General features: G+C 40.7%; 8 protein-coding genes. All 8 read left to right on the top strand.

Annotated elements, in window-relative coordinates; all coding sequences use genetic code 11:
* Window positions 1-113: 113 nt before the first annotated feature.
* The 8 genes from rpoB (at window position 114) to rpsJ (ending at window position 13,210) form a co-directional block, all read left to right on the top strand.
* Complete coding sequence (gene rpoB / locus JFU24_RS15810) at window positions 114-3,683, top strand: DNA-directed RNA polymerase subunit beta (RefSeq protein ID WP_201188198.1); 3,570 nt, start codon at window positions 114-116, stop codon at window positions 3,681-3,683.
* 183 nt (window positions 3,684-3,866) lie between these two features.
* Window positions 3,867-7,466 (top strand): DNA-directed RNA polymerase subunit beta', encoded by a 3,600-nt coding sequence (gene rpoC / locus JFU24_RS15805; RefSeq protein ID WP_098174991.1) that lies wholly within the window; start codon window positions 3,867-3,869, stop codon window positions 7,464-7,466.
* A gap of 294 nt (window positions 7,467-7,760) precedes the next feature.
* On the top strand, window positions 7,761-8,009 hold the full coding sequence (locus tag JFU24_RS15800; RefSeq protein WP_034305040.1) for a 50S ribosomal protein L7ae-like protein: 249 nt from the start codon (window positions 7,761-7,763) through the stop codon (window positions 8,007-8,009).
* Window positions 8,010-8,113: 104 nt separating this feature from the next.
* Window positions 8,114-8,536 carry a 30S ribosomal protein S12 gene (rpsL, locus tag JFU24_RS15795; protein WP_053349068.1) on the top strand — a complete coding sequence of 141 codons (423 nt, stop codon included), beginning with the start codon at window positions 8,114-8,116 and terminating at the stop codon, window positions 8,534-8,536.
* A gap of 41 nt (window positions 8,537-8,577) precedes the next feature.
* Entirely contained in the window at window positions 8,578-9,048 is a 471-nt protein-coding gene (gene rpsG, locus JFU24_RS15790) for a 30S ribosomal protein S7 (protein WP_048677878.1), read from the top strand.
* Between the two features lie 44 nt (window positions 9,049-9,092).
* Window positions 9,093-11,171, top strand: coding sequence for an elongation factor G (gene fusA, locus JFU24_RS15785; protein ID WP_201250181.1), 2,079 nt, complete (start codon window positions 9,093-9,095; stop codon window positions 11,169-11,171).
* Window positions 11,172-11,291: 120 nt separating this feature from the next.
* Window positions 11,292-12,479 carry an elongation factor Tu gene (gene tuf / locus JFU24_RS15780; RefSeq protein WP_201188200.1) on the top strand — a complete coding sequence of 396 codons (1,188 nt, stop codon included), beginning with the start codon at window positions 11,292-11,294 and terminating at the stop codon, window positions 12,477-12,479.
* Between the two features lie 422 nt (window positions 12,480-12,901).
* Window positions 12,902-13,210, top strand: a complete 309-nt coding sequence (rpsJ, locus tag JFU24_RS15775) for a 30S ribosomal protein S10 (RefSeq protein ID WP_019244375.1) — start codon at window positions 12,902-12,904, stop codon at window positions 13,208-13,210.
* Window positions 13,211-13,214: the final 4 nt, after the last annotated feature.

Raw genomic sequence — 13,214 nt, 5'->3', positions numbered from 1 at the left:
TTATGAGAAATAGTGGTTTTTAAAATAAAAACCATTTTCTTTTTGTCTATGGAAATGATTCCTTTTCCGAGGCAAATTGATCCTTATAACGCTTGATTTAAGGGGTGAATCAGTTGACAGGTCAACTTGTTCAGTATGGACGACACCGCCAACGTAGAAGTTATGCAAGAATCAGTGAGGTTTTGGATCTTCCGAATCTGATTGAAATTCAAACAGCTTCTTATCAATGGTTTCTAGATGTAGGTTTAAAAGAAATGTTCCAGGATATTTCTCCTATTGAGGATTTTACAGGTAATTTATCATTAGAGTTCATCGATTACAGCCTAGCTGAACCGAAGTACTCTGTGGAAGAAACGAAAGAACGCGATGTTACTTACTCTGCTCCACTTCGTGTGAAAGTGCGCCTTGTTAACAAAGAAACAGGGGAAGTAAAAGACCAGGATGTATTTATGGGCGACTTCCCTCTGATGACTGAAACAGGTACATTTGTCATCAATGGTGCAGAACGGGTAATTGTATCCCAATTAGTGCGCTCACCGAGTGTTTACTACAATGGTAAAATGGATAAAAACGGTAAGCTTGGATTCTCTGCGACCGTTATTCCTAACCGTGGCGCATGGCTCGAATACGAAACAGACGCCAAGGATGTTGTGTATGTTCGAATCGATCGCACTAGGAAATTGCCTATTACGGTATTGATGCGTGCGCTTGGATTCGGAACCGATCAAGAAATTATTGATTTAATCGGTGACAATGAATACCTTCGTAACACTCTTGAAAAGGACAACACTGAGAGTGTGGAAAAAGCATTACTAGAAATTTATGAGCGTCTACGCCCGGGTGAACCACCTACAGTCGATAACGCGAAAAGTCTTTTAGTATCCCGCTTTTTTGATCCAAAACGTTATGATTTAGCTAACGTAGGTCGTTATAAAATAAACAAAAAACTGCATATTAAGAACCGTTTGTTTGGGCAACGTATTGCGGAGACTTTGATTGATCCAGAAACAGGGGAAATTATAGTTGAAAAAGGTACAATGCTTGACCGTCGGACTCTTGATAGAATTCTGCCTCATATTGAAGCGGGAATCGGTTTTAAAACATTCCACCCATCTGGTGGCGTGGTAGAAGAAGAAACTCTTCTTCAACCTATTAAAGTATTTGCACCAAACGATGCTGAAGGCGAAAAAGTGATTAATATCATCGGTAATGCTTACGTGACCGACCAGGTTAAAAACATTACACCGGCTGATATCATTTCTTCTATTAGCTATTTCTTTAACTTATTGCATGGTGTAGGAATCACAGATGATATTGACCATTTAGGAAACCGTCGTCTGCGTTCTGTTGGTGAATTGCTGCAAAACCAATTTAGAATTGGTTTATCTCGTATGGAACGTGTCGTTCGTGAAAGAATGTCTATTCAGGATACGAATACAATCACTCCACAGCAACTAATTAACATTCGTCCAGTTATTGCATCTATTAAAGAATTCTTTGGAAGCTCTCAGCTTTCTCAATTTATGGATCAAACTAACCCGCTGGCTGAGTTGACGCATAAACGTCGTCTATCTGCATTGGGACCTGGTGGTTTAACACGTGAACGTGCGGGCTTTGAAGTACGTGACGTTCATTACTCCCACTATGGCCGTATGTGTCCGATTGAAACGCCTGAGGGACCGAATATTGGTTTGATTAACTCATTATCTAGTTTCGCAAAGGTAAATCCGTATGGTTTCATCGAAACACCATATCGTCGTGTGGACCCTGAGACAGGTAGAATTACAAGCCAAATTGATTACTTAACAGCTGATGAAGAAGATAACTATGTAGTTGCTCAAGCGAATGTTCGTCTATCAGATGACGGATCATTCCTTGATGACGATGTCGTTGCTCGTTTCCGCGGTGAAAATACCGTTGTACCGCGTGACCGCGTAGATTACATGGATGTATCTCCTAAACAGGTTGTATCTGCCGCGACAGCATGTATTCCTTTCTTGGAAAATGATGACTCCAACCGTGCCCTTATGGGAGCGAACATGCAACGTCAAGCAGTACCTTTGCTTCAACCAGAAGCCCCTCGTGTTGGAACAGGTATGGAATATGTTTCAGCGAAAGACTCTGGTGCTGCTGTCATCTGTAAACATCCTGGTATCGTAGAACACGTTGAATCACGTGAAGTATGGGTACGTAGGGTAAGTGAGGTTGACGGACAGCAAGTAAAAGGAAACATTGATAAATATCGTTTATTAAAATTCATCCGTTCCAACCAAGGAACGTGCTATAACCAACGCCCAATCGTAAGTGTTGGTGACAACGTTGTAAAAGGTGAGATTCTTGCTGATGGTCCTTCAATGGAAAAAGGTGAGTTAGCGCTTGGACGTAACGTATTAGTTGCCTTCATGACTTGGGATGGATATAACTATGAAGATGCCATCATCATGAGTGAACGTTTAGTTAAAGATGATGTGTACACTTCTATTCATATTGAAGAATATGAGTCTGAGTCCCGTGATACGAAATTGGGACCGGAAGAGATCACACGTGATATCCCGAATGTTGGGGAAGATGCGCTTCGCAATCTTGATGAGCGCGGAATTATCCGTGTCGGCGCTGAAGTAAAAGACGGAGACCTTCTAGTTGGTAAAGTTACGCCTAAAGGTGTAACAGAATTGACTGCTGAAGAACGTTTATTACATGCAATTTTCGGTGAAAAAGCACGTGAAGTACGGGATACATCACTTCGTGTACCTCACGGCGGCGGTGGAATCGTTCTTGATGTTAAAGTATTTAACAGAGAAGATGGCGATGAACTACCTCCTGGTGTAAACCAACTTGCGCGTGTATATATCGTTCAAAAACGTAAGATCCACGAAGGCGATAAAATGGCTGGACGTCATGGTAACAAAGGGGTAATCTCTAGGATTCTTCCTGAAGAAGATATGCCTTACTTACCAGATGGCACACCGGTCGACATCATGTTAAACCCATTGGGTGTACCATCACGTATGAACATCGGGCAGGTGCTGGAGCTTCACTTAGGTATGGCAGCACGCGCGCTTGGCATTCATGTAGCATCGCCGGTATTCGATGGTGCTACTGAGGAAGATGTTTGGGGTACGATTGCAGAAGCTGGGATGTCCCGTGATGCAAAAACTGTCCTTTATGACGGACGTTCAGGTGAAGCATTCGATAACCGTGTGTCTGTTGGTGTCATGTATATGATTAAACTTGCACATATGGTTGATGATAAACTTCATGCTCGTTCAACTGGACCTTACTCCCTTGTTACGCAACAGCCACTTGGTGGTAAAGCGCAGTTTGGTGGACAGCGTTTCGGTGAGATGGAGGTATGGGCACTTGAAGCTTATGGTGCTGCTTATACATTACAAGAAATCCTTACCGTTAAATCAGATGATGTCGTCGGTCGTGTGAAGACTTACGAAGCGATTGTCAAGGGTGAAAATGTCCCTGAGCCTGGTGTCCCTGAATCCTTCAAAGTATTGATTAAGGAACTTCAAAGCTTAGGATTGGATGTTAAAATTCTTAATGCCGAAGACCGTGAAATTGAAATGCGTGACTTGGAAGATGAAGAAGAAGCCAACCAAGCAGACAAATTAAGCCTTGATTCAGAAACAAAAGATATGGTTGCTTCCGAAGTAGGGGCACCAGCTAAAGAATAAATTAAATATAAACACATCAATTTATATATTATCCGCTCTGACTGGCAGCAAGATGTTTCTTTTATGATCCTGCTGCCTTGTTAGAGTCTTATTGATTCAATCAACCATCATCCGGTGTAGATTGCCTGATATTAAGACGGCAATCAAGGGTTAAACCTGGAGATTAAAAGGGAGGTAGGCCCCTTGTTAGACGTTAATAATTTCGAGTATATGAAAATTGGTCTTGCTTCGCCAGACAAGATTCGTTCTTGGTCGCATGGAGAAGTTAAAAAACCAGAAACAATCAACTATCGTACGTTAAAGCCAGAAAAAGACGGTTTATTCTGTGAGAGAATTTTTGGACCTCAAAAGGACTGGGAATGTCATTGTGGAAAATATAAACGTGTTCGTTATAAAGGCGTAGTTTGTGACCGTTGTGGCGTTGAAGTCACTCGTGCTAAAGTTCGTCGTGAACGTATGGGTCATATTGAGCTGGCAGCTCCAGTTTCACACATATGGTATTTTAAAGGAATTCCGAGCCGTATGGGACTTGTTCTTGATATGTCTCCGCGTGCATTGGAAGAAGTTATTTACTTTGCATCTTACGTGGTAACTGAAACAGGCGATACAACTTTAGAGAAGAAACAGCTTCTTTCTGAAAAAGAATATCGTACATACCGTGAAAAATACGGTAAGAAGTTCCAAGCAGCGATGGGTGCGGAAGCTATTAAAAAACTTTTACAAGACATTGATACGGAAAAAGAAGTAGAGTCGTTGAAAGAAGAGCTTAAAACAGCTCAAGGACAACGCAGAACCCGTGCAATTAAACGCTTGGAAGTGCTAGAAGCATTCCGTAACTCTGGTAATGAGCCTTCATGGATGATACTAGACGTGCTACCGGTTATTCCACCGGAGCTTCGTCCAATGGTACAACTTGATGGTGGTCGTTTTGCTACATCTGATTTAAATGATTTATATCGTCGTGTTATCAACCGTAATAATCGGTTGAAAAGATTATTGGACCTTGGAGCACCAAGCATTATCGTTCAAAACGAAAAACGTATGCTTCAAGAAGCTGTCGATGCTTTAATCGATAATGGCCGTCGTGGTCGTCCAGTAACTGGACCTGGTAACCGTCCATTAAAATCTTTATCTCATATGTTAAAAGGTAAACAAGGCCGTTTCCGTCAAAATCTTCTTGGTAAACGTGTTGATTACTCTGGTCGTTCTGTTATCGTAGTTGGACCTAACTTAAAGATGTACCAATGTGGTCTGCCGAAAGAAATGGCGATTGAATTATTCAAACCATTCGTTATGAAGGAACTAGTTCAAAGAGGTTTAGCGCATAACATTAAATCTGCTAAACGTAAGATTGAACGACTATCTCCTGAAATTTGGGATGTCCTTGAAGAAGTTATTAGAGAACACCCGGTACTACTGAACCGTGCACCGACTCTTCATAGACTTGGTATTCAAGCATTTGAACCAACTCTAGTTGAAGGTCGCGCAATTCGTTTGCACCCGCTTGTATGTACAGCTTACAATGCTGACTTTGACGGTGACCAAATGGCGGTCCATGTTCCTTTATCTTCTGAAGCTCAGGCAGAGGCTCGTATGCTAATGCTTGCTGCGCAAAACATTTTGAATCCTAAAGATGGTAAACCTGTTGTTACACCTTCTCAAGATATGGTATTAGGTAACTATTACTTAACATTGGAAAGAGAAGGCGCTATCGGTGAGGGTATGATCTTTAAAGATACAAGTGAAGCGTTGCTTGCATACCAAAATGGTTATGTACACTTACATTCCCGTTGTGCTGTGCATGCATCATCACTAAATAATGAAACATTCACGGAAGAGCAAAATAGCCAACTCTTAATAACAACTGTTGGTAAATTGATCTTCAATGAAATTTTACCAAAATCATTCCCGTATATTAACGAACCAACACGTTATAATTTGGAAACAAAAACTCCAGAGAAGTATTTCGTGGAAAAAGGCGCTGATATACCTGAATTGATTAAGGCTCAACCCGCTATTGATCCATTCAAGAAAAAAATTCTTGGGAATATTATTGCGGAAGTCTTTAAACGTTTCAAAATTACCGAAACTTCTAAAATGCTTGACAGGATGAAAGATCTTGGATTCAAATATTCGACAAAAGCAGGTATTACCGTTGGTGTGGCTGATATTGTTGTTTTAAAAGAAAAACAAGAAATCATTACTGAAGCTCAAACGAAAGTAGATAACGTCCTAAAACAATTTAGACGGGGTCTAATTACGGAAGATGAGCGTTATGATCGCGTTATCTCAATCTGGAGTGCTGCTAAGGATACCATTCAGTCCAAACTTATGGACTCTCTGGACCGACGCAACCCAATCTTCATGATGAGTGACTCCGGTGCCCGTGGTAATGCATCCAACTTTACGCAGCTTGCGGGTATGCGTGGATTGATGGCCAACCCGGCTGGACGTATCATTGAATTACCGATTAAATCAAGTTTCCGTGAAGGTTTAACAGTGTTAGAGTACTTTATCTCTACACATGGTGCTCGTAAAGGTCTTGCTGATACAGCACTTAAAACAGCCGATTCCGGTTACCTTACACGCCGACTAGTTGACGTAGCTCAAGACGTTATCATTCGTGATGATGATTGTGGTACAGACCGCGGCTTGAAAATTTCTGCCTTGAGAGAGGGTACAGAAATAATCGAGCATCTAGAAGAGCGTCTAGTAGGTCGATATGCAAGAAAAGCGATTAAACATCCAGAAACAAATGAAGTGATTGTAGCTGAAAACGATCTTATCACTGAGGATCTGGCTAATTATATTGAATCTCTTGGTATTGAAACAGCATGGATTCGTTCTGCCTTTACATGTAACACTAGTCATGGTGTATGTAAAAAATGTTATGGACGTAACTTGGCTACTGGTCAAGAAGTTGAAGTGGGCGAAGCAGTTGGTATTATTGCTGCTCAATCAATCGGAGAACCAGGTACACAGTTAACGATGCGTACATTCCATACTGGTGGGGTTGCCGGAGATGATATTACTCAAGGTTTACCTCGTATCCAAGAAATATTTGAAGCGAGAAATCCTAAAGGTCAAGCTATCATTTCTGAAATCGAAGGAACAGTTGTTTCGATTAATGAAATCCGCGATAAACAACAGGAAATCGTTGTTCAAGGTGCAGTTGAATCACGCACTTATACTGCGCCGTACACAGCGCGTTTAAGGGTAGCTGTTGATACAGCCGTACGTCGAGGCGAAGAGTTAACAGAGGGTTCAATCGATCCGAAAGAATTGCTGAAAGTTACTGATGTACTTACTGTTCAGGAATACCTGCTTCATGAAGTACAAAAAGTATACCGGATGCAAGGGGTAGAAATCGGTGATAAACACATCGAGGTTATGGTTAGACAAATGATGCGTAAGGTCCGTGTGCTTGACGCTGGTGAAACTGAAGTTCTTCCAGGAACATTATTGGATGTTAACCAGTTTACAACTGCGAACACAGATGCATTACTGACTAGCAAATTACCTGCTACTGGACGTCCTGTATTACTAGGTATTACAAAAGCATCTCTAGAAACGGATTCCTTCTTGTCCGCAGCGTCATTCCAAGAAACAACTAGAGTCTTGACGGATGCAGCAATTAAAGGAAAACGTGATGAATTGCTTGGACTTAAAGAAAATGTTATCATCGGTAAACTTGTCCCTGCAGGAACAGGTATGCTTCGTTACAGAAAAGCTAACCCTGTCGTTGTTGGTGGCGAAAGCACAGATACAGTAACAGTAGATTAAATGAAATATGACCAGCTCATCATTAAAACTGAAGACCGCACTCCTTTACTATGGAGGAGTTGAAGGATCAGAATTTATTGAGCTGGTCTCTCTTAATAAGAACGACTAACTAAATAGACGAGTGAAAACTCGCTTTATTTCTATTTTAGGCAAAGTGAATATCTTAATAGTATTATGTAAGGAAAACCTTTTGCTTAAATTAATTTTTTGAAAGAAGTTGACAGTATCCGACTAAAAGTGATACTATAGCAAAGGTGCTCCTATGTTACCCTGTAACTTTGGAGGATATGGACCATGTCTTATGAAAAAGTAATACAGGCAAAGTCAGTGATTATAGGGACGAAACAAGCAGTTAGAGCTCTGAAAAACAATTTAATTCAAGAAGTTATCATCGCTGATGATGCAGATATATACTTGACTGGGCGTGTCGTTGAGACCGCTAAAGAATTGGATGTTCCTATCACATATGTTGATTCGATGAGAATGCTTGGCAAAGCATGTGGTATTGATGTCGGAGCAGCAACTGTTGCCATTAAAAAGTAAAAATGTTTTTGCAATACTATTTGCAAAGACTTTGTTTTTACCCATTTATGAACCACCTGGATGTGTGGTACTAGAAATGAAAACGTGAAGGGAGGAAAAATGTAATGCCTACTATTAATCAATTAGTGCGTAAAGGACGCGAGTCTAAAGAGGTTAATTCAAAATCTCCAGCACTTAACAAAGGCTACAACAGCTTTAAAAAAGCACAAACTAACGTATCATCTCCGCAAAAACGTGGTGTTTGCACTCGTGTGGGTACTATGACACCGAAGAAACCAAACTCCGCGTTACGTAAATATGCGCGTGTACGTTTAACAAACGGTATCGAGGTAACAGCTTATATCCCAGGTATTGGACACAACCTACAAGAACACAGCGTGGTTCTTATCCGTGGCGGTCGTGTAAAAGATTTACCAGGGGTACGTTATCATATCGTACGTGGTGCTCTTGATACTGCAGGAGTAAATAATCGTATGCAAAGCCGTTCTAAATACGGTACTAAGCGTCCGAAAGCAGCAAAAAAATAATTTGAAACAAAAAATTAACTTTCTTGAAAGGAGGAAATATAATGCCTCGTAAAGGACCTGTAACGAAAAGAGACGTATTACCAGATCCAATTTATAATTCAAAACTTGTGACTCGCTTAATCAACAAATTAATGGTTGATGGACAAAGAGGTAAATCACAAAAAATTCTTTACTCTGCATTTGATTTAATCAAAGAACGTACTGGCAATGAACCAATCGAAGTTTTTGATCAAGCACTTAAAAACATCATGCCTGTATTAGAAGTAAAAGCACGCCGTGTGGGTGGAGCTAACTACCAAGTACCAGTTGAGGTGCGCCCAGATCGTAAATCAACTCTAGGACTTCGTTGGTTAGTAAACTACTCTCGCCTTCGTGGAGAAAAAACGATGGAAGAGCGTTTAGCTTATGAAATCATGGATGCTGCTAACAATACTGGAGCAGCTGTTAAGAAACGTGAAGATACACACAAAATGGCTGAAGCTAATAAAGCATTCGCTCATTATCGCTGGTAAGATCAATTACTATAAAATCCTTATAGAAGGAAGGAGAAAGACAAATGGCAAGAGAGTTCTCCTTAGCAAACACTCGTAATATCGGTATCATGGCTCACATCGATGCTGGTAAAACGACAACAACAGAACGTGTTCTATACTACACTGGTAAAATCCATAAAATTGGTGAAACACACGAAGGTGCTTCACAAATGGACTGGATGGAACAGGAACAAGAACGCGGAATCACGATCACATCCGCTGCAACAACTGCACAGTGGAAAGGTCACCGTGTAAACATCATCGATACACCAGGACACGTAGACTTCACAGTTGAAGTTGAACGTTCATTGCGTGTACTTGATGGAGCTGTAGCTGTACTTGATGCCCAATCAGGTGTTGAGCCTCAAACTGAAACAGTTTGGCGCCAAGCTACAACTTATGGTGTACCGCGTGTCGTATTCGTAAATAAAATGGACAAAATCGGTGCGGATTTCCTTTATTCAGTTGGAACAATCCACGATCGTCTACAAGCTAATGCTCATCCAGTTCAGTTACCAATCGGTGCTGAAGATCAATTCTCTGCAATCATTGACCTTATTGAAATGAAAACTCATTTCTATGCCAATGATCTAGGAACTGATATCACTGTTGGTGAGATTCCTGAAGAACATCGGGAACTAGCTGAAGAATACCGTGAAAAGTTAATTGAAGCAGTAGCAGAAGTTAATGAAGACTTAATGGAAAAATACCTTGGCGGCGAAGAAATCAGCATTGCTGAATTAAAAGCAGCTATTCGTACAGCAACTGTTAACGTTGAATTCTTCCCAGTTATCTGTGGATCAGCTTTCAAAAACAAAGGTGTCCAATTAATGCTAGATAACGTTATCGACTTCCTTCCATCTCCTTTAGATGTACCTGCAATTAAAGGTACTCTTCCAGATACAGAAGAAGAAGTAGAACGCCACTCAGATGATTCTGAACCGTTCTCCGCTTTAGCGTTTAAAGTAATGACGGATCCTTACGTTGGTAAACTTACATTCTTCCGTGTGTACTCAGGTACATTAGAATCAGGATCTTATGTAATCAACTCAACTAAAGGTAAACGTGAACGTATTGGACGTATCCTTCAAATGCACGCAAACAGCCGTGAAGAAATATCAACTGTATACGCAGGAGATATTGCTGCAGCTGTAGGATTGAAAGATACTACAACTGGTGATACTCTATGTGACGACAAGAACCAAGTTATTCTTGAGTCCATGGTATTCCCAGAACCAGTTATTTCTCTTTCAGTTGAACCAAAATCGAAAGCAGACCAAGACAAAATGGGTCAAGCTTTACAAAAGCTACAAGATGAAGATCCAACATTCCGTGCGCATACTGACCAAGAAACTGGTCAAACGATTATCGCTGGTATGGGTGAACTTCACTTGGACATCCTTGTTGACCGTATGCGTCGCGAATTTAAAGTGGAAGCTAACGTTGGTGCTCCTCAAGTAGCATACCGTGAAACTTTCCGTGGTTCAGCTAAAGTTGAAGGTAAATTCGTTCGCCAATCAGGTGGTCGTGGACAATTCGGACACGTATGGATTGAATTTGGTCCAAACGAAGAAGGTAAAGGATTCGAATTTGAAAATGCTATCGTCGGTGGTGTAGTACCACGTGAATACATCCCTGCTGTACAAGCTGGATTAGTTGATTCACTTGACCGTGGTGTACTTGCTGGTTACCCGCTAGTCGACATTAAAGCAAAATTATTTGACGGTTCTTACCATGACGTTGACTCCAATGAAATGGCATTTAAAATTGCAGCATCCATGGCACTAAAAAATGCTGCTTCTAAATGTAAACCTGTTATCCTTGAACCAATTATGAAAGTAGAAGTTGTAATTCCTGAAGATTACCTAGGCGACATCATGGGAGATATCACATCTCGTCGTGGTCGTGTAGAAGGTATGGAAGCTCGCGGTAACACACAAATGGTTAAAGCGATGGTTCCACTATCTGAAATGTTCGGATATGCTACATCTCTACGTTCTAACACACAAGGACGCGGAACATTCTCTATGCACTTCGATCATTATGAAGAAGTACCTAAGAGCATTTCTGAAGAAATCATCAAAAAAAATAAAGGTGAATAATTGATTTTCATCTCTTATTAAAGTATAACTATCTTATGTAAGCTGTGATGGAAGAATTAGTCTTCCTTCACAGCCCTATATACTTAATCTATTATTTATAATTTTAAGGAGGAATTCCTAATGGGAAAAGCTAAATTTGATCGTTCAAAACCGCACGTTAACGTTGGAACAATTGGTCACGTCGACCATGGTAAAACAACTCTAACTGCTGCAATCACAACTGTACTTGCTAAATCAGGTGGAGCAGAAGCTCGCGCTTATGACCAAATTGATGGTGCTCCAGAAGAAAGAGAACGTGGTATCACAATCTCTACAGCACACGTTGAGTACGAAACAGCTACTCGTCACTATGCACACGTTGACTGCCCAGGACATGCTGACTATGTTAAAAACATGATCACTGGTGCTGCACAAATGGACGGCGGAATCTTAGTAGTATCTGCTGCTGATGGCCCAATGCCACAAACTCGTGAGCACATCCTTCTTTCTCGTCAAGTAGGTGTACCATACCTAGTAGTATTCATGAACAAATGCGACATGGTTGATGACGAAGAACTTCTTGAATTAGTAGAAATGGAAATCCGTGATCTTCTATCTGAATACGAATTCCCTGGCGATGACATTCCAGTTATCAAAGGATCTGCACTAAAAGCTCTTCAAGGAGATGCTGCTTGGGAAGAAAAAATTCATGAATTAATGACAGCTGTTGACGAGTATATCCCAGAACCAACTCGTGACACTGACAAACCATTCATGATGCCAGTTGAGGATGTATTCTCTATCACTGGTCGTGGAACAGTTGCTACTGGCCGTGTTGAGCGTGGACAAGTTAAAGTCGGTGACGTTGTTGACATCATCGGTTTCAACGAAGAGTCTAAACCAACAACTGTAACAGGTGTTGAAATGTTCCGTAAGCTTCTTGATTATGCTGAAGCTGGTGACAACATCGGTGCACTACTTCGTGGTGTTGCTCGTGAAGATATCCAACGTGGACAAGTTCTTGCTAAACCAGGTACAATCACTCCACACACAAGTTTCAAAGCTGAAGTTTATGTTCTTTCTAAAGAAGAAGGTGGACGTCACACTCCATTCTTTACAAACTACCGTCCTCAGTTCTACTTCCGTACAACTGACGTAACTGGTATTTGTAACCTTCCTGAAGGCGTAGAAATGGTTATGCCTGGAGACAACATCGAAATGACTGTAGAACTAATCGCTCCAATCGCTATCGAAGAAGGTACTAAATTCTCTATCCGTGAGGGTGGACGTACTGTAGGCGCTGGCGTCGTTGCTACAATCACAGAGTAATTGATTCTTTAATGAATATTGGAAGGGACGCCTTCCGGGAAAAGCAGATGGGACGCCATCTGCTTTTTTTTATTTATTAAAGACTTTTAATTTATTTCTTCTATAGTATTGCTTAAAAAGTAATTAAATTTTAAAGAGGTTTTTAATGATCTTTCAGAAGAAGAAAATGGATATGAAAGACCGTGTAGAATGTACTTGTAAATACTTGTGATAGTATGTATAATAATAAAAGTGTGTTGCACAAGAAAAGTTTAAGTTTAACTTGCATTCTACTTGTGCTTTATGTATAATAGACAATGTTGGTCTTTGACTGCGATGATATGGAAGGTTGCTGACACACCCGGCCGCTTTGCCATGGCGAGTGTGTGGGAAATTTCCATTGAGAAGGTCTATTTTAAAATAGGCGAAAAGGAGGGAAAATTATGGCAAAACAAAAAATTCGTATCCGTTTAAAAGCATATGATCACAGAATTCTTGATCAATCTGCTGAGAAAATTGTTGAAACTGCAAAACGTTCTGGTGCGGCTGTATCTGGTCCAATTCCATTACCTACTGAAAGATCGGTATACACGATCCTACGTGCGGTTCATAAATACAAAGATTCTCGTGAACAATTCGAAATGCGTACGCATAAACGTCTAATCGACATCGTTAATCCAACTCCACAAACAGTTGATTCATTGATGCGTTTAGATTTACCATCAGGCGTTGACATTGAAATCAAATTATAATTCA

It is taken from the genome of Peribacillus sp. TH27 (assembly GCF_016650915.1).
Lineage (GTDB): Bacteria > Bacillota > Bacilli > Bacillales > DSM-1321 > Peribacillus > Peribacillus butanolivorans.
This window is presented reverse-complemented; position numbering and strand designations above follow the sequence as displayed.